Raw genomic sequence first — 20,794 nt, 5'->3', positions numbered from 1 at the left:
GCATAACCGCTACAATCGCTGCCCGTGGTTTTTTCGATGGCGTAGCGATATGGGTTTGGGCTGGTTCGGATTGTCGACCTTCTGGCTATTGCCGCTGGCGTGGCGCATGGTGGCGCGCATGCTGGCGGGACAGCCGGTGTTTTCCGGGCCCGGCACGCTGCGCGTCTGGCTCGGCAGTGCGCTGACGCTGTGCGCGAGCGCGACGCTCGAAGCGCTGACCGCCAGTACGTCGGCGTCGTCCGATGTGGAACCCACCGCATCCTCCGGCGGCGCCGCCGGGGCAGGGGTGGCGGGCATCGCCGCCGACCTGTTCGGCTGGACCGGTGCGCTGCTGCTGATGCTCGGTGTGCTGGCGCTGGCCGCGCCGATGGTGTTCGGCGAGACGTGGCACAGCCTGTTCGCGCGCAAGCCGCGGCGCCATGCCGCTGCCGCCGACGCGAGCGATGAAGCGATGCCGGCCGCCTCGCGGCCGGTGCGCGAAGCCTCCATGCCGGCCCCGGTGGCGACGCGCTGGACGCCGGTCGGCGACGACAGCGCGCGCCGGCCCACGGCGCGCCACAAGGGCATCGAAGCGGTATCGGCGCGGCGCGCCCCGGCGTGGCAACCGCCGCCGCGCACGCGCGTATCGCCGCCGCAGCCCGGCGAGATCTGGCTGCATTCGAGGCAGCCGGCCCGGGCCGCTCAATCGGCTAAATCGGCTCACTCGGCTCACTCGGCTCAACCGACCCCTTCCGCGCCGACGCCGCCAGCGCAACGAGCGGCGCCGGCCAGGACTGCCGGCTCGGCTCCTTCGGCTCCTTCGGCTCCTTCGGTCCGTCCGGCCCCTGCGGCGCCATCGCGCCCGGCAGGTGTCGCCGCGCCGGCCGTCACGGCCTCGACCGCGTCCTCTGCCGCTGCTTCCGCCTCTGCAGCCTCTGCAGCCTCGCGGGGGCAGCTGCGCGCCACCGTCGTCGCCAGCCCCTTCCATCAGCCGCAACTGGGTTTGCGCAGCGCGATCACGACGTTGCCCGAAGCGCAGCCGCAGGCGAGGCCGGCAGGCGCTGCGCCGCTGCATGGGGCCGTAGCCGCGCCTTCGTCGGTCGCGCCGCCCGCGGGGGCAGGGCACCACCTCGCTAACCGATGCCGCCGCCGGGCCAAACGCTGCCGATGCTGCTTCAAATGCTGCCGATGCCGCAGCCCTGGCTGTAGAACAGGCCCCCCACGCCGGCCGACTCTGCTGCAGCCGAGTCCGAGCTCGCCGACGCACAACAGACCGCGGCCTACGAGGCGATCCGCGCCGAGGCGCAGGCCTTGCTGGCCGAATTGCGCGCCCTGGCCGGCGCGGAGGAAGGACAGCCGGTGAGCGAGCCCGCGGCTGACGGCGTGCGAGGCGATCCCGTCGAGGCACAGGACATCCCGGTTGCCGGCAGCGCCGAGGCTGCGCCAACGCAGCGGGATGTCGCGACGCCGGCCTTGACGTTGCCCGAAGCGTCCCAGCCCGAGCCGGCGCCTGCGTTCGTGCCTGCGACCGACACGGCCGCGCAGGACGCCGAGCCCAAGCCCGACGCCGTAGCCGTGTACGAGCCGGCGCCGGCGACTGTCGCGACGCCCACGGCCGCGTGGGAACCGCCGTGGGAGGAATCGGCCGCGGAGATCGCCGCGGCAGCCGAACCAACGGAAACCGAAGCAACGGAATCAACGGAAACGGCGGCCCAGGTATCCGAGACGTTCGAACCGACCGAAGCAGCTGAATCAATCGAATCGACCGAATCGGCCGAATCGACGGCCCCCACGCCGCCTCCGGCCCAAAAAGCCCCGCATCGTGCTGCCGGCCGTGGTCGGCCGCGCCGTGCCGCTCGACGCGGCATCGCAGCCGCCCGGCGCCAATGCCGTGGCGAAGCCCGCCGCGGCCGCAGCGGCCATCGCCCCGGCTGCGCCGATTGCCCCGCCACCACCGCCCCGCATCGTCGACTACCGCCTGCCCGGCATCGATCTGCTCGAACCGGCGGTCGAACACGCCGAGCAGGTCTCCGAGCAGCATCTGGCCGAAACCGGCGAGCTGATCGCGCAGCGCCTGGCCGAGTTCAAGGTGCCGGTGGCCGTGGTCGGCGCCTCGGCCGGTCCGGTCATCACGCGCTTCGAGGTCGAGCCGGCGATGGGCGTGCGCGGCGCGCAGGTGGTCGGGCTGATGAAGGATCTGGCGCGCGCGCTGGGCGTCAGCTCGATCCGCGTGGTCGAGACCATTCCGGGCAAGACCTGCATGGGTCTCGAATTGCCCAACGCCCGCCGCGAGATGATCCGCCTGTCCGAGATCGTCGAAGCCTCGTCGTTCCAGTCCCACGCGTCGCGGCTGGTGCTGGCGATGGGCAAGGACATCACCGGCAATCCGGTGGTCACCGACCTGGCGCGCGCGCCCCACCTGCTGGTCGCCGGCACCACCGGCTCCGGCAAATCGGTGGCGATCAACGCGATGATCCTGTCGATGCTGTACAAGGCGACGCCGGACGACGTGCGGATGATCATGATCGATCCGAAGATGCTGGAACTGTCCGTCTACGAGGGCATTCCGCATCTGCTGGCGCCGGTGGTCACCGACATGAAGCAGGCCGCGCACGCGCTGAACTGGTGTGTCGGCGAGATGGAGAAACGCTACCGGCTGATGTCGGCGCTGGGCGTGCGCAATCTGGCCGGCTACAACCAGAAGATCCGCGCCGCGGAGGCCGCGGGCGACAAGGTCCGCAATCCGTTTTCGCTGACCCCGGACGCGCCCGAGCCGCTGTCGACGCTGCCGCTGATCGTAGTGGTGATCGACGAGTTGGCCGACCTGATGATGGTGGCCGGCAAGAAGATCGAGGAACTGATCGCGCGGCTGGCCCAGAAGGCGCGCGCGGCCGGCATCCATCTGATCCTGGCCACGCAGCGCCCGTCGGTCGACGTGATCACCGGCCTGATCAAGGCCAATATCCCGACGCGCGTGGCCTTCCAGGTCTCGTCGAAGATCGACTCGCGCACGATCCTGGACCAGATGGGTGCGGAAAGCCTGCTGGGGCAGGGCGACATGCTGTTCCTGCCGCCGGGCACCGGCTATCCGCAACGCGTGCACGGCGCCTTCGCCGGCGACGACGAAGTCCATCGCGTGGTCGAGCACTGGAAGCAGTTCGGCGAGCCGGACTACGACGACGCGATCCTGGCGCCCGACCCGGCCGAGGCCGGCGGCGGCGATCTGTTCGGCGACGGGCCCGGCGGCGATGCCGAGGCCGATCCGCTGTACGACGAGGCCGCGGCCTTCGTGCTGACGTCGCGCCGCGCGTCGATCTCCGCGGTGCAGCGCCATCTGCGCATCGGCTACAACCGTGCGGCGCGGCTGATCGAACAGATGGAAGTGGCGGGGCTGGTTTCGCCGATGGGGCGCAATGGCGCGCGCGACGTGCTGGCGCCTGGGGGGCAGGAGTAGGGGCTTGGATTGATGTTGCCGGGGTCAGACGATCGCGGTCATGCGGGCGCTGTTTGCCCTCTCCCCGGCCCTCTCCCGCAAGCGGGAGAGGGAGGACACTCCCAGCCTTTGCTTACGCGATTGGTTGCTCGCTGCTCCCGCTTGGGGCGAAGGAGAATACGCCGCCCTTGCTTGCGCGCGCTGTTGCTCCCCCTCTCTCCCGCTTGCGGGAGAGGGGCTGAGGGAGAGGGCAACCGATCCCCGCTTACGCCTGCGCCACCACCGGCTCGCCCAGATTGAGCATCAACCGGTTCGCCCACGCGAAAATCGCGATGGCGTGAATGCCGTCGAGGATCTCGGCGTCGCTCAGTCCCGCCTCGCGCAGCGCCGCCAGCGAGGCGGCGCCAATGCGGTCCGGATGCTCGGTCAGCGCCACCGAGAAGCGCGCGATGGCCTGTTCGCGAGCGGTGGTGCCCGCCGTGCGCGGATTGTCGAAGACCTGTGCGATCGCGTCATTGCGCTTGGCCAGCTGTTCGAAGCGTTGCGCATGCACCGACGCGCAGTAGACGCAGCCATTGATGCACGACACCACGGTGCTCGCCAGTTCCCGCTCGGCGCGCGCCATGCCGCCGGGCGCGTACATGATCGCGTTGAATGCCGCCGAACGCTGCCGCAGGATTTCCGGCTGGTGCACCAGGAACAGGTAGTAGTCCGACACCTTGGCCTTCGGGTGGCTTTCCTCCAGCACCGCGATCTGCTCCGGCGTCGCGCGGTCCACCGGCACCACGTCGAGCCACGCCTTCCAGTCCAGCACTTCGTTGGTGAAGCCGTTGATGCGGATCGTGTCGCCCGGCTTGGTGGTGGCCGCCGCGGCCGGCGCCAGGCCGCTCGGCAGCGCCTCGCCCTGCGCCGCGCCGCTCAACGCGCGCAGGCCCGCGACCAGCCGCGCCTGGTACGACAGGAAGGCGATCAGCTGCGCCAGCGTCACGACTTCGGGCGTCGACAGCCCCGCGGCCGGCAGGCTCAGCAGCGCGGCGCGGTCGCCTTCGACCGGCTTTTCGATCAGCTTGCGCGTGAAGGCGAGCATCGCGCGCAGCCGCGCATCGGCGACGGCCTCGAGGCGGGCGCCATCGACGGCCGCCACGGTCTTCGCATCGGCGCCGGCCGCCTGCAGGCGATCGAGATAGTGCGCGGCCAGTTCGGCCGACGGCGTCAACCGCGACGCGTACAGCGCGACCGCGAGGCGTTCGGTCAGCGTCAGGCCGGGCAGGGCCGGATCGAACATCGTGCGATAGCTGCCTTCGGTGGCGACCGCCACCTTGTCGCGCTGATGGCGCAGCGCATGCGTGGCGCTGCCGGCGGCAAGACCGGCGAGGCGGTCGATCAGGTCGAGTTCGAAGGTGGCGTTGGCTTGGGTGGACGAAGCGGTCATGGTGTCGGGATGAAAAAGTAAGCGGTCAGCGGAGCAGGGCCAATGCATGGGCCCATTCATTGGCCCATGCATTGGCCGGGCTGCGAAGGCGGCGGCGCAGGAGTCCATTCGTCGCCATACAGCTCCGGCTCTGCATAGGCCTGCAGGTCGGCGAAGTGCGTCTCGACGTCTTCCTGGTACAGCAGCGCGGCGATGCCCTGGCCCAGCCGGCGCGCGCCGTCGCTGATCGCCGGGATATCGCCGGAGATCGTGCCGTGCGACAGCGCGGCCGGATAGCAGAAGCAATGCACGCGCGACAGGCCGGGGCAGGCGCCGGGCGTCTTCTCCTGGAATTCGAACACCGGGCCGAGGTCGGGCGAATCGCTCAGTTCCTGGTCGTCCTGGCCGGCGGGCGGCTGGAAGCGGTCGCGCCACAGGCGTATCTGCGGCGCGATGACGGAGAACTCGGGGCGCGCACCGAAATCCACGCGGAACCCCGTCGACAGCAACAGGAAGTCGAGCTCGAACAGGCCCTTGGCGGTGTGCACATGCAGCGTGTCGCCGCGGACGTCGCTGCGGACGTCGCTGTGGACCTCAATTCGCTCGATCGGGCAGCCGACATGGAAGCGCGCGTTGTCATGGCGCGAAACGCGCAGCGTGCTGCCGCGCGGCGGCGGCACCTGCTCGCTGTTGATGTAATGGCGCAGCCGCCATTTCCACTGGTCGGGCAGCCCGTAGTGGCCGTGCGTCAGCCCCGGATTGCCCGAGCCCTTGCTCTTGTTGATGCGCGGGATCTCGGCGCGGCGGATCAGCAGGTCGACACTGGCCGCGCCGGCCTCCAGCGCGGTGGCGGCGCTGTCCATCGCCGAAGCGCCGGCACCGACCACGCCGACGCGCTTGCCGCGCAGCACGCGGTAGTCCATCGGATCGGACGAGTGCGCCCACAGATGGCGCGGCAGGTCCTGCGCGAAGGCCGGCAGCAGTGCGCCGCCCAGGCCGTCGCGGCCGGTGGCCAGCACCACGCGCCGCGCCATCACGCGCAGCGGACCGGCGGGCGTCGTCATGCGCAGCTCGACCAGGCCGTCGGCGCGCGGCACCACGGTGTCGACGGTGTGCTCGTTGGCGACGTCAAGTTCCAGCACCTGCCGGTACCAGCGCAGATAGTCCATCCATTGCAGGCGCGGAATCTTGTCGAGCGCGTCCCAGGCCGCCGTGCCGAACTGCGCCTCGTACCAGGCGCGGAAGGTCAGGGCCGGCAGGCCCAGCGCCGGGCCGGTCAGCTGCTTGGGCGAGCGCAAGGTCTCCATGCGCGCGGTGGTGGCCCACGGCCCTTCGAAGCCCGCCGGCGCACGGTCGAAGATGCGGGCCTCGATGCCCAGATGCTTCAGCGTCGCGCTGGCCGCGAGGCCGGCCATGCCGCCGCCGATGATGGCGACGTCGAGCACCGGCGCGCCGTCGAACTGGCGCGGCGGCACCCAGGGCTTGGCGGGGGAGGTCCAGCCAGGCGAGGTCCTGGCGCAGGCGGGCTTCCAGCGCGGGCAGGCCGCCAGGAGCGGGGGAGAGGGTGGATTCGGTGGTGGACATCTGGGACATCTCAGGCGGACATCAATCGTTCTGTCGGGATGGAGCGCGCCGGGCCATCTGGTCTGCCTGGGCCGCCTGGGCAGATCGGGTGGGTTCGGCCGCGTGGGTGGATGGGGCCGGCCGGGTTGGCTGCTGGCGTCGGCGCGCGCCGGTGCGGACCGACTCGCGCGCGGTGTCGTCGGCAGTGCGGTCACCGGAGCCGCCGCCGGTGTCGCTGCTCGCGTCGCTGCCCGCATCACTGCCCGTTTCGTATTGCGCCACCAGGCCGTCGCCCTCGCGCTCGTCGCGCCGCACGAAGCCCGGCAGCAGCCGCGCCGCGGCCACGGCCAGCTGTTCGGTCAGGCTCTGCACGGCCGGCGTCGGCGGCCGTCCCTGCGGCGTGATCACGCAGAAATGGAAGGGGATCGGCACGTCGATCGGCCGCACGGCCACGCCGTCGACCGGCATGCCATACGCCGTGACGGGCTCGAGCACGGCAAGCCCAAGGCCGGCGCGCACCAGCGCCAGCGCGTTCAGCGAGGTATTGGTATCGATCCGGCGCGGCACCGCGATGCCGGCGTCCTCCAGCGCCCGGTCGACCAGCTGGCGCAGCCGGTAGGGGTTCTGCATCGTCACCAGCGCGCGTTCGGCGCAGGCGGCCAGCGGCACGGTATCGGCGGCGGCGAGCGGATCGTCGGCGGCCAGCGCGGCCACGCATTGCACCTCGCCGATCCAGTGCACCGCCACGCCGCGGTGCTCGAGCGGCAGGCTCGTGACGCCAACCTCGGCGGCGCCGGTCAGCACCGCGTGGACGACCTTCTCGGGCGAGGCGCTGTGCAGATGGATCTGCGCCGGCAGTGCCGGATCGGCGGCCAGCGCGGCGGGCACCAGGCCGGCGGCCAGCGCCGGGGTCGCCACCACATTGAGCGAGCGGCTGCCTTCGCGGCCGATCACCGCGGCGCTGGCACGGATCTGCTGCATGCCGAGCAGGACCGGCTCGACTTCCTCGTACAGCAGGAAGCCGCGCTCCGTCGGGCTGACGCGGGGGCCGCTGCGGGCGAACAGCGCGAAGCCCAGTTCGCTCTCCAGCTCCTGGATCGAGCGCGTGATCGCCGGCTGCGAGCGGCCCAGCAGGCGGCCGGCGGCGGTGACGCTGCCGGTCGACATCACTGCGGCGAAAGCTTCGAGCTGGCGGATTTCCATGGTTCCGGGTGGCAAACAGGCTGGTGAGGCACGCAGGGCCCTGACTCAAGGCACGCAGCGCACTATGCGTATATCGCATTCTTGCGCGCTTATGATGCCGAATGCAAATACTATTTCGGCATACGCTTCTGCCGCCCGGCGCCGATGCCGGGCGGGCCGGCAGGTGCGTCGCGGCGGCGGGTCGCTATCATGGGCCGGTCGTGTGCCTGGAGAGACGGGATGAGGCAATCATGCGGCCGGGCTTCCGGCACGCTGCGGGGACCGCTGTTGGGGCGGCTGTTGAAGCCGCCGCGGGGATCGCTCTTGCGGCCGCTGCGGGGACCACTTTTGGAGCCGCTGTGGCGGCCGCTGTTGGGCCTGCTGGCCGTGCTGTCCCTGTTCTTCGGCATGCCGCCCGCCGGCTGGGCGCAGGGCGATTCGTCCGCCGTTCCCGCCGCTCCCGCCGCCAATGCCCCGCTGAAGATCGGCTCGAAGCGCTTCACCGAGTCCTATGTCCTCGGCGAAATCCTGACCCAGACCGCTGCGACGGCCGGTCCCGCCCGCCATCTGGCCGGGCTCGGCAATACCGCGATCGTCTTCGCCGCGCTGCGCGCCGGCAGCATCGACCTGTATCCCGACTACACCGGCACCGTCGCGGCCGAGCTGCTGAAGCTGCCCGCCACCGCGACGCTGGCGCAGATCAACGCGGCCCTCGCGCCGCTGGGCCTGGGCGCGGCGGTGCCGTTCGGCTTCCAGAACACCTATGCGATCGCGGTGCGCGGCGAGGGCGCCACGGGCGGCATGGGAGGCGCGGGCGACAAGAGCCCCCCACGCCGCTGCGGCGGGCGGCGAGGGCGGCACGGGTCGCATGGGGGGCAAAAGCGCCCAGGCCGCCGCCGCGCCCGCCAGCCTGCGTACGCTGTCCGACCTGGCCCATGCACCGGCACTGCGGCTCGGCCTGTCGCACGAGTTCCTCGGCCGCGCCGACGGCTGGCCCATGCTGGCCAGCCGCTACGGCCTGCCGCAGCAGCCGGTCGGACTGGACCACGGCATCGCCTACGAAGCGTTGGCGGCCGGACAGGTCGATGCGATCGACATCTATTCGACCGACGCCAAGATCCGCGCCTATCGGCTGCGCGTGCTCGACGACGACCGCCATGTGTTTCCGCGCTACGACGCCATCGTGCTGTACCGCCTCGACGTGCCGCAGCGCCATCCCGCCGGATGGCGTGCGATCGCCGGGCTGGAAGGCCGCATCGACGGCGAGCGGATGATCGCGATGAACGCGCAGGCCGAACTCGACGGCGCCAGCTTCGCGTCGGTGGCGCGGGGTTTTCTGCAGGGCGATGGCGCGGCGGCGGACAAGCGGGCAGGGCTGCTCGGCGCCTTGCTGGGGCCGGACACCTGGCGGCTGACCTGCCAGCATCTGGCGCTGGTGGCCGGCGCGGTCGGCGCCGCGGTGGTGGTCGGTGTGCCGCTGGGCGTGGTTGCCGCGCGCCGCCGGCGGCTCGGGCAGGTGGTGCTGGCCATCGCCGGCATGCTGCAGACCGTGCCGTCGCTCGCGCTGCTGGCGGGACTGATTCCGCTGCTCGGCCGCATCGGCCTGTGGCCCGCGATGGTGGCGCTGTTTCTCTACGCCTTGCTGCCGATCGTGCGCAATACCTGCACGGGCCTGCAGCAGGTGCCGGCCGGGCTGTCGGACGCGGGCCGCGCGCTGGGTCTGACCGCGCGCCAGCGCCTGCGGCATGTCGAACTGCCGCTGGCGCTGCCGGTGATTCTCGCCGGCATCAAGACGGCGGTCGTGATCAGCGTCGGCACGGCCACCGTGGCGGCCTTCGTCGGCGCCGGCGGCTATGGCGAGCGCATCGCCACCGGCCTCGCGCTCAACGACGACACGCTGCTGCTGGCCGGGGCGATTCCCTCGGCGCTGCTCGCGCTGCTGGCGCAGGGCATCTTCGAGGGCATCGAGCGCTGGCTGCTGTTCCGCGGCCAGCGCAACGCTCAGAAGTGATGACGCATGCCGACCATCACGCCGACGCGCGTGGTGCTGTCGACATCGAGCGCGGGCGTGCCGGCCCAGTACTCGGTCTCGCGCCCGACCGCGCCACCGCGCGCTCGCGCGGCATCGGCCTCGACATAGACGTGGGTGCGCCTGGACAGCGCGTAGTCGGCCACCACCGCGACGCTGTCGGCATTGCCGCTGCCCAGCGGCACCGGCACTTCCTGGAACTGCGTGGCCACGTTGCCGTTCTGCCAGTAGCGGTAGTAGGCGCCCGACAGATGCAGCGCCGGCGTCAGCTGATAGCCGAGCCCCCGCGAACGCAATGGCGTAGCGCGCATCGCTGGCCGATTCCCGTCGGCCCATATGGCCGACAAACGCCTTGGCCTTGCCGAACGCATACGAGCCGCCGACCGTGTAGTTGCGCACCGTGCCGCTGCCATCGTCGTTCTTGCGCTGGTCGTAGGCGACGCCGAACGCGACCGCTCCCTGCTGGTACAGCGCGCCGCCGCCCAGCGTGGTGCCGCGGACCATGCTGCCGGGCTGCTCGCCGGCGCCGTAGTCCAGCTGCACGGTCAGCGGGCCCATCGTGCGCTGGTACACCACACTGTTGTTGATGCGGTAGTCCTGGATGAAGATGTCGCCGCCCAGGTACAGCGGGTCCGACCAGAAGTTGCCCCAGCCCTGGTCGAGCGGATTGAAGGCCCAGCCGATATTGTTCAGCGCGTTGTACTGGCGCCCGAAGGTCAGGCTGCCCCAGTCGCCCTTCAGGCCGACATAGGCCTGCCGGCCGAACAGCGCGTTGTAGCCCAGGCGGCCGTCGTCGCTGCCGACGCCCGCTTCGAGCTGGAAGATCGTGTGATTGCCGCCGCCGAGATCTTCGTCGCCCTTGATGCCGAAGCGGCTGCCGACCATGCCGCCGGAGACCAGCGCAAGCTGGTCGTTGTGATGGCCGTCGAGGTTCGAGGTGTAGCGCACCGCCGAACTGACGATGCCGTACAGCGTGACGCCGGGCTCGGCTTGCGCGGCGCCGGGGAGAGCGGCGACGGGCAACAGCCCGGCCGCCAGCAGCCAGGGGCTGGCTGTCTTCTTCATGGATTGTCCTCCGAGGTCGGACCCGTCCGGCACGCAGGGCGCCGGCGGACCCGTCAGACCGATGGCCTGCGGTACCAGTCCCGCGCGGGCACGCGGGTCGTCATCGGGACGTGCGCGGTGGCGCGTGTCCCGGGCGAAGGTCGAGGTGGGCGACGTTGCCTTGCTGGCGGCGAATGCCGGCAGTGGAGCCGGGCAAGCCTGTGCGGTGCCGGACGGTCCGGCGCCGCGGGAGTGGGCCCGAGGGCCTTGTGGCTGGGTTCGCCGGCGCCCACCTCGCGCGTCGTTCCGGCTCGTGCAGGGCGGACGGTGAAGGCGTGTTCCGGGTCGTCCCCGGTACGGCGAACGGGCGGTAGTTTACCTGCTTTGCCGAGCCGGCCCGGAAAACGCGGTCCTGGGGACCGCGTGACGGGCGCCATTGGCCGGCGAAAACTGTCCTGGCGAACGCCCTCGCGGCATCGCTGAAATGTGATGTTTAAATAATTTTTGTGAAAGTGGGCTAGATTTAATCGGTAAACAGCTTCGATTAAACGCCGAGGAGCGCGAGCGACAGCCCGATCGCCAGCTCTGCGCGCCGTCCTACGATGTGCCTCCACCCGGCCGCAGGCAGCAGGCCACCGGCCATTCCCGGTACCGTCATGAGAAGAAAACTCAGTTTCCGCCATATCGAAACGGTCCACGCGATCATCCTGACCGGTTCGGTGACGGGCGCGGCCACCCGCCTGCATGTGACGCAGCCCGCGATCAGCAACGTGCTGCGCGACGCCGAGGAGCGCCTTGGCTTCCTGCTGTTCGATCGCCGTGGCGGGCGGCTGGTGCCGACGCCCGGTGCCGACATGCTGTTCGAGGAAATCGAGAAGTCCTTCATTGGCCTCGATGCCATCAACGCCTTCTGCCAGCGCATCGAGCAAGACCAGCGCCAACGGATTTCGATCGCGTGCACGCCGGCCTTTGGCGCGACCGTGCTGCCTCGGCTCGCCGCCACCTATGCGCGGCAGTATCCCGATATCTTTTTCTCGGTGCATTCGCGCGTCGCGCACCATGTGGCCGCCTTGATCGGCTCGCGCAAGGCGGACATCGGCTTTGCGCTGGAGGTCCCGGATATTCCGGGCGTCGAGAGCGAACTGCTGGCCGAGCTGCCGATGGTGTGCTACCTGCCGCCTGGCCATCGTCTGGCGCGCCAGGCGGTGGTGGAGCCGAGCCAGTTGCTCGACGAGCCGATGATCTCGCTGTCCCGGATCGAGGGCATCGAGGACGTGGTGGAGCGGCTGTTCGAACCCTGCGGCGCCATGCCCGTACCCGTCGCCGAATGTCCGGCGGCGATCTCGGCGTGCGGCATGGTGGCCGAGGGGCTCGGCTTCATGCTGTTCGACGGCCTGCCGGCGCAGTTGTTCGGGGCTTCCCGCCTGAGCGTGCTGCCGCTGTCGTCGTCGCGCCGGCTGTCGTACCGCGCCTACTGGCTGAAATCGCGAACACAGGAGCTGCAGCCGCGCGCGCTGATCGACCTGGCCCGCGACATCCTGCTGCAGATGGGGACTCAGAAAAAGCGCGAGAGCCGGTAGGGCGACGGGTCGAGCGCGCACGGCACGCCGGCCACGCGCGCGGCCATCAGCCGGCCGGTCATCGGCGCGCCCGTCAAGCCGGTGTGGCCGTGGCCGCAGGCGAGATACAGGCCCGGATGCGCGGGCAGCTCGTCGATGATCGGCACGCTGTCCGGCGTGGAGGGCCGCAGGCCAAGCCAGACGCTCGCGCCCCGCGTATCGATGCCCGGGAACAAGCGGCGCGCGGTGGCCAGTATCGCCTCGGTGCGGCGCTCGTCCGGCGGATGGCGCAGCCCGGCGATTTCGACGGTGCCGGCGAAGCGCAGGCCACCTTCCATCGGCGTGACGGCGACCGCCTGATCCTTGTAGATGAAGGGCACCGGCACCGCCACGCCGGGGTTGGGCAATTGCACGTGATAGCCCCGTTCGGCCTCCAGCGGCAGGCGCACGCCGAGTGGCTCGAGCAATTCGCCGGAGAAGGCGCCGGCCGCCACCACCACACGGTCGGCACGGTCGTCACCCTGATGGGTCCACAAGCGGAAGCCGCCGTCGTGGCAAGGCTGTAGCCGCTGCACGCGGCGCAGGCGGATCTTGCCGCCTTCGCGCTCGAACTGGCTTGCCAGCGCTTGCGTCAGCCGCTGCGGATCGATCGCGTGCGCATGCCGCGGAAAGCGGATGCCGCCTCGGACGTGATCGGCCAGGTCCGGCATCAGGGCCTTCAGCTGGGCCTGCGTCAACGGTTCCGTGGCCACGTCCTGTTCCTGCCGCAAGCGCGCGACGAGCCGATCGGCCCGTGATGGCGGGCTCTGCGCCGACCACAGGTGCAATTGGCCTGTGGCGTGGATCACCGCGCCGGCCGCGGTGTCGCCCAGCAGTTCCCGATAGCCGTCGAGCGCCGGCGCATGCAGGGCGCGCAGCGCGCGCGAGGCGTGCGCGACCTGCCGCGGACGGCTGGCACGCACCCATGCCAGCAACCATGGCGCGGCGGCCAGCAGCCGCGGCGGATGGATCGCCAGGGGCCCGTGCCGGTCGAGCAGCCACTTCGGCAGCTGCCATACCATGCCGGGCAGCGCGATCGGAATGCAGCTGTCCACGCTGATCAGGCCCGCATTGCCAAACGACGCGCCGCCGCCGGGAGGCAACGCATCATAGAGGACCACATCGCGGCCCAGGCGCCGCAGCGACAGCGCGATGCACAGCCCGACGATGCCGGCGCCGACGACGGCGATCCTGGCCGAAGCGGCCGGGCGGCGTGGCGCGGCATGCGGCCGTGGCGGAACAGCGGTGGTCGAGACGGTGCAGGGCGATGACAGGGACATGGGTCAAGACGATGAGTCGGCGGAAATACGCCTCGCCATCATGCGGCACCGCCTCGCCGTCCCGCCATTTCGGATTCGTGATGGCGCATTCAGAACCGTGATTCGACATTCCGGCCGGGCTTGACCATGATGACCTGGCGTCGCCACAGGGCACGAGCACACCAGCACGCGAGAACACGACACACGAGCACACGAGCACACGAGCACACGAGCACACGAGCACACGAGACACGACAAGGGGAGACCACGCATGTCGAGCAATGCAACACGAGCGGGGCGCCGTCGCGCCATTGGCACCATTTCCGCGCTGGCCGCGGGCTGCATCCTGGGTTTGGGTTCGCCGGGACAGGCCCGTGCCGAGGCGCCGGCCCGCTTTATCGTTCCGTTTCCCGCCGGTGGCGCGGCCGACGCGATGGCGCGCGTGCTGGTGGACCGGCTGAAGGACCAGCTGAAGCAGCCGGTGATCGTGGAAAACCGGCCCGGTGCCAGCACCCGGGTGGCCGCCGAAACGTTGAAGCAGGCGGCGCCCGATGGCAATACGGTGCTGATGACGCTGTTCGACACGATGGTCATTGCCCCGCTGGTCTACCGCAATCTGCGGTACGACCCGGACAAGGACTTTGCGCCGATCACCGAGGTGGCGGGGCTCGACTATGGCATCGCGGTCAGCGGAAGTTCGCCTTACCGGACGCTGGACGACTACGTCAAGGCGGCCCACGCGAATCCCGCCGCCGCCACGCTGGGCGTTTCGGGACTCGGATCGGTGTTGCACTTCCTCGCCTTCGATTTCACCCGCCAGACCCGCGTCGACATGTCGATCGTGCCGTTCCAGGGCGGGCCCGCCATGGTGACCAATCTGGTGGGCAACCAGATCGGCTCGGCGATCGACGGGATCGGCGTCTTCGTCGAGCAGCACCGCGCCGGCAAGGTGCGCGTGCTGGCCGTATCGGGCAAGCAGCGCAGCAGCCAGCTTCCCGATGTGCCGACCTTTGGCGAGCAGGGCTACCCGTCGCTGCTGGCCAGCTCCGGTTATGCCCTGTACGCGCCGGCCGGTACGCCGCCCGCGCAGATCGCGCGCTGGAACACGGCCATGCGCGCCGTGCTCGCCCAGCCCGACGTGCAGGCACGCATTCGTGCGATCGGATACGAGCCGCAGCCGGGCTCGACGCCGGCACAGGTGGTCGAACGCAGGAAGCGCCTGAGCGAACAATGGACGCCCATCGTCCGGACCTCGGGGTACAAGGGCGATTGAGGGCGCTCAAGACGATAAGGGCGATAAGGGCGATAAGGGCGATCGACGGCGGGCGGCTGCGCGGCCGTCCTGCAGTTCATCGGCCCATCGCCGCCAGCCCCCTGCTCGAGATCCGCAATCAGATCGCGCGGATCCTCGAGCCCGACATGCAGCCGGACGATCGGCCCGCGGCCCGACCAGTCGCCGACGCTGCGGGCGCGCTTGACGTCCGACAGCGTGGCCAGGCTTTCGTAGCCGCCCCAGGAAGCGCCGATGCCGAACAGCGTCAGCGCATCGACGAAGCGCTCCGCGGCGGCAAGGTCGTGACTACGCAGTTCGAACGACAGCAGGCCGTTGGTGCCGGTGCAATCGCGCTGCCACAGCGCGTGGCCCGGATCGCCGCGCAGCGCGGGGCAGAACACCGTGGCGACCTCGGGACGCTGCGTCAGCCAGTCGGCCACCGCCAGCGCGTTGGCCTCGTGCATCGCCAGCCGCGGCGCCAGGCTGCGGATGCCGCGCAGCACCAGATAGGCATCGTCGGGGCTCACCGCGATGCCGAAGCTGTCGGCCAGCGCGGACAGCGGCTGCCAGGCGTCCTCGGTGGTCGTCACCGTGCCCATCATCACGTCGGAATGCCCGGACAGGTATTTGGTCGCGGCCATGATCGAGACGTCGGCGCCGAGCGCCAGCGGCCGGTATTGCAGGCCGGAGCCCCAGGTGTTGTCGGCCACCAGCAGCAGCCCGTACCGCTGCGCCAGCGCCGACAGCCGGCGCAGGTCGCACATCTCGTAGACCAGCGAGCCCGGGCATTCGGCGTACAGCATGCGCGTGGCGGGCTCGATGCGGGCCTCGATATCGCTGCCGTCGGCGGCGTAGAAATCGACGCGGATGCCGTGATCGCGCAGGAAGGTATTGGCCAGATGGCGCACCGGCTCGTAGACGCAGTCGGCCATCAGCACATGGTCGCCGGGGCGCAGATAGGCCAGCAGCGTCATGCCGATCGCGGCGAGCCCGGTCGGATACAGACGCGTCCGGTGGCCGCCTTCGAGCGCGCAGACCGCGTCCTCGAGCGCGAAGCTGGTCGGCGTGCCGCGCGCGCCGTAGGTGAACAGGCGTTCCTCGCCGCGCCGTGCGCGTGCCTCGCGCTGCTGCGCCACCGTGTCGAACAGCACCGTACTGCTGCGCACCACCGGAGGATTGACGGGGCGGCCGCCCGGATAGTCGAGCGCCTTGCCGGCGTGGACCAGCGTGGTCAGCGGCGAATGTTGGGTGGGATCTGGCATGGCGTCCAAGCGGCATCGGCAATCAGTCGATCTTCGCGCCCGACAGCTTGACGATGCGCGACCACTTCGCGATATCGCTGTTGAGCTGCGCGGCGAAGGCCTCCGGCGTGCTGGCGACGACCTCGCTGCCGCCGTCGTGGATCAGCTTGACGACCTCGGGCGACTGCAGCACCCGCACGATCGAGGCGCGCAGGTAGGCGACGCGCTCCGACGAGGTGCCGGCCGGCGCGAAGATCCCGTACCAGTCCTCGAAGCTGGTGTTCTTGTAGCCAAGCTCGTCGAGCGTCGGCACCTTGGCGAACACGCCCAGGCGCTTCGGGCTGGTCACCGCCAGCACGCGCATCTTGCCGCTCTGCACGAAGCCCGCGACCGACGAGGTCGAGGTAATCAGCGTCGCCACCTGGCCGCCGAGCAGATCGGTGATGGCCGGGCCCGCGCCCTTGTACGGCACGTGCGTCAGCGCGATCCTGTGGTCCTTGTCCAGCACCACGCCGACCAGATGCGACAGCGTGCCGTTGCCCGGCGTCGCGTAGGTCAGCTTGCCCGGCTCGGCCCTGGCCTGCGTGACCAGATCGGCGAAGGTCTTCAGCGGCGAATCGGCGGCGACGACGATGGCCAGCGGCGCGGCGTTCAGCTGCGTGATGGGCGTGAAGCTCTTGATCGGATCGAAGCCCGCCGACGAGTACAGCGTCGGATTGACGGCCATCAGCGACACCTGAGAGGTCAGCAGCGTATAGCCATCCGGTTTGGTCTCGGCCACCAGCTTCGCGCCGATATTGCCGCCCGCGCCGCCGCGGTTATCGACCACCGCGGGCTGGCCCGTGATGGCGGCCAGCTTGTTGGTGACGATGCGCGTGATCGCATCGTTGCCGCCGCCGGCAGGGGAAGGGCGAGACGAAGCGGATCGGCTGGCTCGGATAGCCGCCGACCGGCGTCAGCGGCTGCGCGCTCGCGGTGGTGATGGCGGTGGCGGTGGCGAGGGGGACCGCGGTCAGTTGCGCCGCGGTCAGCAGGCCGAGCATCGACAGGGATAGGGTTCTTTTCATGGGGACTCCTCCAGGCGTGGTGGGGACTACGGCAGGCGGTAGCTGCCCAGCTCGGCGTCATCGAGCTGGGAGATCAGATTGGTTTCCCACGCCAGGTACTGGCGCGCGGCGGCCTTGTTGCCGTCGTGGCGGTCGTGCACGAAGAAGAGGTAGTCGATGCAGTCACGATCGGCAGGCTCGTTCGGCGAGGCGGCCAGCGGCAGGCCCGCGGCGGTCCACGACGCCATGCCGCCGTCGAGCACGCGCGCCAGCGTGCGCTGCGGCGCGGGCAGCGACAGCGCGGCGGCCGCGGCGATCTCCGGCTGATCGGCGATCAGCACCAGTGGGCGGCCGTCGTTGGCCACCGCCTGCGCCAGGCGCGGGCGGATCGACCAGCGCGCACCGGGGATGTGGGCCTTGCGGTAATCCATGCTGGCGCGCAGATCGATCGCGACAACCTCGCCGCTGTCGAGCGCGCGGGCCAGGCGCGCCGCATCGACGGTCGGCAGGGCCGGCAGGGCCGGCAGCGCGGCGGTGGCGGGGACCGTTAGCCCGGTCAACGCCAGGCCGCTGCGCAGGCCGTCCTCCAGCACATGGGCGTCGTGCCCCAGCTGCCGCAGCCAGCTCGCCACCACCGGCGCGCGCACGCCGTCGTCATCGAACAGGACCAGCCGCGCGCCGCGCACGCCGACGTATTGATCGGTGGCCTGGATCAGCTGGCCCCCGGGCGTGTGTTGCGCGCCCGGCAGCGTGCCGCGCGCGAATTCCTCCGGCGTGCGCACGTCGCACAGGAACAGCGTGCGCGTGGTGTCGCGGGCCCAACCGTGCACGGTGGCGGCGTCGACGGTGGCCACGCCGTGGCGCTCGGCGAGCCGTGCCGCCGCCGCGCGCATCGGTTCGAGCCCGGTGGTGTCCGTCTTCTCGGGATAGTGGCGGTCGTTGCCGTGCTCGAGCTGGTAGTCGGCCAGATACCAGCCCTGCGTGCCGTTCTCCAGCGCGTAGACCGGATTGGGGATGCCCAGGTTGATCAGCGTCTGCGCGCCGATGATGCTGCGCGTGCGACCCGCGCAATTGATCACGATCGGCGTGTCGTCGTCGGGCACCAGGTCGCGCAGCCGATAGGCCAGCTCGCCGTTCGGGCAGCAGATCGCGCCGGGGATATTCATCTTGCGGTATTCGGACAGCGGCCGCCCGTCGAGCACCACCAGCTTGTCGCCGCGGGCCTGCATCGCGTGCAGCTGCTCGGCGCCGATGCGCGGCGTATGCAGCTTGTGTTCGATCAGCTCGCCGAAGGTCTTCGATGGCACGTTGACGCCGGCGAACAGCGCATAGCCTGCCGCGGCCCACGCCGCGGTGCCGCCGCGCAACACGTGCACGTTGGTGTAGCCCGCGGCGCGCAGCGCGGCGGCGGCCGGCACGGCGACGCTCTCGTCATGGTCGTAGACCACCACGCGCACATCGCGGCGCGGCACCAGGCGGCCGATCTCGAGCTCGAGGCGGCTGTAGGGCAGCGGCACGGCAAGGAACAGATGCGATTCGCCGTATTGGCCGTGCTCGCGCACATCGAGCAGGGCGAACTCGGCGCCGTCGTGCAGCCAGGCCTTCAAGGTCCGGGCATCGACGTAATCGGCCGCGCGATCGGTGGCGCGATCAGTGGCGCGATCGGTGACGGCATGGGTCGCGGAAGCTGGAATGGAAGCGGGCTTGGAAGCGGGATTGAAATCGGTCACGGAATCGGTCATCGGCTCACGGGCCGCCCAGGGCGGCCGAATTCGGGCAAAACGCTCCCCTGGCCGAGGACAGCCATGCGTGGCAAGGGGAGGGGGAATGGGTCGGAGGTGGGCCGCCGTCGCCGCGCTGTCGCGGATCGAGGACGGCCGCGGGAGGTCAGCGGCGCGTTTGCACGCCGACCGACATCACCTGGTAGCGACCGGTCTCGAGGTCGAACGCAATGCGTTCCTTCAGCGTTTCGAGCGCGCGGCCATACATGTGCAGATGGCGGATGATCTGCTCGCCCTGGATCTCGACCGAGTGGATGTCGTCGGGCATCAGCGCGATGCCTTCGCCGGGGCCGACGCGAACGGTATCGATCTGCTCGAGCTGGCCGATGCCGGGCTGCGAGCCGTCATCGAGACGGCGATAGACGTAGTTCTGTTCCTCGCCCTCGACCGCGGCGATGCAGGCCCAGGTCGTGTGGTTATGCGGCGGAATCCGCTTGCCCGGGCGCATCACGTTCAGATAGAGCGCATAGCGCTGGTCCGGATCTTCGGTGATCAGATAGCGGGCCTGGCGCTCGCCGGCCTCGGGCGGCGCGAAATCGGCCTCGCTCCACCATTCGCGGTGCGACGCCAGGTCCTTGACCACGGCCAGCACCCGGTCCAGCGCCTCGCGCGTCAGCGCCTTGTTTTCAACAATATCCTTAATGCTTTGCATGGCGCCCTGGACGGCTGCGGTGCGGGCTTCGGCGCGCGCGGGAGCGAGGCTCATCGAACAACTCCTGAAAGATACGGGTCTGGAGCCACACTGTACTGAACGCGATCGGGCCGAACAACTTAGAATATTGCGCAATCATATAAGCATCCCTTATATATCATTCATGCGTCATCTCGACCTCGAACTGCTGCGGACGCTGGTCGCCATCGCCGAGCACACCACCTTTGCGGCCGCGGCCGATGCGACCCACAAGACCCAGTCCGCCGTCACCCAGCAGATGCAGCGGCTGGAAGAGCAGGTCGGGCTGCCGCTGTTCGACAAGCTCGGGCGCAGCAAGCGGCTGTCGCCGCATGGGCAGAAGCTGCTCGAATACGCCAAGCACATGCTGGCGATCAACGACGAGGCGCTGCGCGCGCTGCGAGAGGGCAATCTGGAAGGCGCGCTGCGGATCGGCGCGCCGCACGATATCGCCGACACCATGCTGCCGCCGCTGCTGGCGCATATCGCGCGCAGCTCGCCGAAGCTGCAGCTGGAAATCCACGTGGGGCGCAGCCCTTTCCTGATGGAATCGCTGCGCCGGGGCGAGATCGACCTGACGCTGTCCACGCGCAGCGATCCGACGCTGGAAGGGGTGGTGCTGCGGACCTCGCCGACCGTATGGATCTGCGCGGCAGACTACGTGCACGACATCTCGCGGCCGGTGCCCCTGATCCTGGCCGACGAGCCCAGCCTGTTCCGCCGGCTCGCGCTGGAGGCGCTGGAACTGGCGCAGGTGCCATGGCGGCCGGGCTATCTGGCGCCGAACCTGATCGGCATCAAGGCCGCCATCCGCGCCGGCCTGGGCGTGACCGCGCGCAGCATCGAACTGCTGGGCCCCCGATATGCGCGTGCTGGGCGAGAACGACGGCATGCCGCGCCTGCCCGATGTCGCGTACTACCTGTGGATGCGTCCGGACGTGATCAATCCGGCCACGCGGCAGGTCTACGAGATGCTCAAGACCACGCTGGGACTGAATGCCACGCTGGGACTGAATGCAAGCGTGGCCGGACCTTCGCCGGCCTGATTCTGTCGCGCATTCCCGTCACGACCTTCGCCGGCCCACAGCACAGGGCAACACAGCCGATACCGCTGGTTTGGAACGCCCGCTTGCACGGCCGCCGATTTCCGCATAGACTAACCAAAACGTTTTGGTTACGCGGTTTTTATCATTCAGCGGCGAATACGCACAGACGGGCGCATAGACGCATAAAGGCATAGAGGCACCGGCGCGGCTCACCGATCGCGCCACTCGCCAACACACGC

General features: G+C 70.1%; 8 protein-coding genes and 9 pseudogenes. 6 read left to right on the top strand and 11 right to left on the bottom strand.

What is annotated here, in order from left to right:
- Positions 1–49 precede the first annotated feature (49 nt).
- Positions 50–3,433 (top strand): annotated as a pseudogene (locus tag OJJOAM_RS01665) (DNA translocase FtsK 4TM domain-containing protein).
- 244 nt (positions 3,434–3,677) lie between these two features.
- On the opposite strand, the gene OJJOAM_RS01660 reads toward OJJOAM_RS01665, so the two are convergent.
- From OJJOAM_RS01660 to OJJOAM_RS01645, 4 genes and pseudogenes are all read right to left on the bottom strand, one after another.
- Complete coding sequence (locus OJJOAM_RS01660) at positions 3,678–4,844, bottom strand: CMD domain-containing protein (protein ID WP_422648687.1); 1,167 nt, start codon at positions 4,842–4,844, stop codon at positions 3,678–3,680.
- 56 nt (positions 4,845–4,900) lie between these two features.
- Positions 4,901–6,407, bottom strand: a pseudogene (locus OJJOAM_RS01655) (NAD(P)-binding domain-containing protein).
- A 300-nt stretch (positions 6,408–6,707) separates the two neighbouring features.
- Positions 6,708–7,589: pseudogene (locus tag OJJOAM_RS01650) on the bottom strand (LysR family transcriptional regulator); the annotation flags it as partial.
- Between the two features lie 110 nt (positions 7,590–7,699).
- Positions 7,700–8,071: a hypothetical protein gene (locus OJJOAM_RS01645; protein WP_422649646.1), complete on the bottom strand. Its 372-nt coding sequence runs from the start codon at positions 8,069–8,071 to the stop codon at positions 7,700–7,702.
- Here OJJOAM_RS01645 and OJJOAM_RS01640 point away from each other — a divergent pair.
- Positions 7,977–8,364, top strand: a pseudogene (locus OJJOAM_RS01640) (glycine betaine ABC transporter substrate-binding protein); the annotation flags it as partial. The gene OJJOAM_RS01645 and the pseudogene OJJOAM_RS01640 sit on opposite strands and share 95 nt — an antisense overlap.
- A 108-nt stretch (positions 8,365–8,472) precedes the next feature.
- Positions 8,473–9,579: pseudogene (locus tag OJJOAM_RS01635) on the top strand (glycine betaine ABC transporter substrate-binding protein); the annotation flags it as partial.
- On the opposite strand, the gene OJJOAM_RS01630 reads toward OJJOAM_RS01635, so the two are convergent.
- Both OJJOAM_RS01630 and OJJOAM_RS01625 read right to left on the bottom strand, forming a co-directional pair.
- Complete coding sequence (locus OJJOAM_RS01630) at positions 9,570–9,893, bottom strand: hypothetical protein (protein WP_422648686.1); 324 nt, start codon at positions 9,891–9,893, stop codon at positions 9,570–9,572. The pseudogene OJJOAM_RS01635 and the gene OJJOAM_RS01630 overlap by 10 nt on opposite strands.
- Before the next feature lie 16 nt (positions 9,894–9,909).
- Positions 9,910–10,662 (bottom strand): annotated as a pseudogene (locus OJJOAM_RS01625) (porin); the annotation flags it as partial.
- A 635-nt stretch (positions 10,663–11,297) separates the two neighbouring features.
- Here OJJOAM_RS01625 and OJJOAM_RS01620 point away from each other — a divergent pair.
- A complete protein-coding gene (locus OJJOAM_RS01620) occupies positions 11,298–12,221 on the top strand; it encodes a LysR substrate-binding domain-containing protein (RefSeq protein ID WP_422648685.1) in 924 nt (307 codons plus the stop codon).
- Here the strand turns inward: OJJOAM_RS01620 and OJJOAM_RS01615 are convergent.
- Positions 12,197–13,519, bottom strand: coding sequence for an NAD(P)/FAD-dependent oxidoreductase (locus OJJOAM_RS01615; RefSeq protein ID WP_422648684.1), 1,323 nt, complete (start codon positions 13,517–13,519; stop codon positions 12,197–12,199). The two genes, OJJOAM_RS01620 and OJJOAM_RS01615, sit on opposite strands and share 25 nt — an antisense overlap.
- A gap of 250 nt (positions 13,520–13,769) precedes the next feature.
- Here OJJOAM_RS01615 and OJJOAM_RS01610 point away from each other — a divergent pair, with 250 nt between their 5' ends.
- Positions 13,770–14,771 carry a tripartite tricarboxylate transporter substrate-binding protein gene (locus OJJOAM_RS01610; protein ID WP_422648683.1) on the top strand — a complete coding sequence of 334 codons (1,002 nt, stop codon included), beginning with the start codon at positions 13,770–13,772 and terminating at the stop codon, positions 14,769–14,771.
- Between the two features lie 98 nt (positions 14,772–14,869).
- On the opposite strand, the pseudogene metC reads toward OJJOAM_RS01610, so the two are convergent.
- From metC to OJJOAM_RS01590, 4 genes and pseudogenes are all read right to left on the bottom strand, one after another.
- Positions 14,870–16,033: pseudogene (metC, locus tag OJJOAM_RS01605) on the bottom strand (cystathionine beta-lyase); the annotation flags it as partial.
- A gap of 22 nt (positions 16,034–16,055) precedes the next feature.
- Positions 16,056–17,055: pseudogene (locus tag OJJOAM_RS01600) on the bottom strand (Bug family tripartite tricarboxylate transporter substrate binding protein).
- A gap of 50 nt (positions 17,056–17,105) precedes the next feature.
- On the bottom strand, positions 17,106–18,800 hold the full coding sequence (locus OJJOAM_RS01595; protein WP_422648682.1) for a rhodanese-like domain-containing protein: 1,695 nt from the start codon (positions 18,798–18,800) through the stop codon (positions 17,106–17,108).
- Positions 18,801–18,945: 145 nt separating this feature from the next.
- Positions 18,946–19,545, bottom strand: a complete 600-nt coding sequence (locus OJJOAM_RS01590; RefSeq protein WP_149318761.1) for a cysteine dioxygenase family protein — start codon at positions 19,543–19,545, stop codon at positions 18,946–18,948.
- Between the two features lie 109 nt (positions 19,546–19,654).
- Between OJJOAM_RS01590 and OJJOAM_RS01585 the strand changes: the two are divergent.
- A pseudogene (locus tag OJJOAM_RS01585) lies at positions 19,655–20,555 on the top strand (LysR substrate-binding domain-containing protein).
- Positions 20,556–20,794 lie beyond the last annotated feature (239 nt).

Origin of the sequence: Cupriavidus sp. H18C1, from assembly GCF_049311595.1 — a bacterium.
Classification (GTDB): Bacteria; Pseudomonadota; Gammaproteobacteria; order Burkholderiales; family Burkholderiaceae; genus Cupriavidus; species Cupriavidus cauae.
Note: the sequence above shows the minus strand (reverse complement) of the source record. Positions and strands in the feature narration are given on the sequence as shown.

Bases quoted from the DNA above. Each gene is read 5' to 3' on its own strand.
- OJJOAM_RS01660 (WP_422648687.1), bottom strand. From the start codon at position 4,844: ATGACCGCTTCGTCCACCCAAGCCAACGCCACCTTCGAACTCGACCTG.
- OJJOAM_RS01620 (WP_422648685.1), top strand. From the start codon at position 11,298: ATGAGAAGAAAACTCAGTTTCCGCCATATCGAAACGGTCCACGCGATC.
- OJJOAM_RS01615 (WP_422648684.1), bottom strand. From the start codon at position 13,519: ATGTCCCTGTCATCGCCCTGCACCGTCTCGACCACCGCTGTTCCGCCA.
- OJJOAM_RS01610 (WP_422648683.1), top strand. From the start codon at position 13,770: ATGTCGAGCAATGCAACACGAGCGGGGCGCCGTCGCGCCATTGGCACC.
- OJJOAM_RS01595 (WP_422648682.1), bottom strand. From the start codon at position 18,800: ATGACCGATTCCGTGACCGATTTCAATCCCGCTTCCAAGCCCGCTTCC.
- OJJOAM_RS01590 (WP_149318761.1), bottom strand. From the start codon at position 19,545: ATGAGCCTCGCTCCCGCGCGCGCCGAAGCCCGCACCGCAGCCGTCCAG.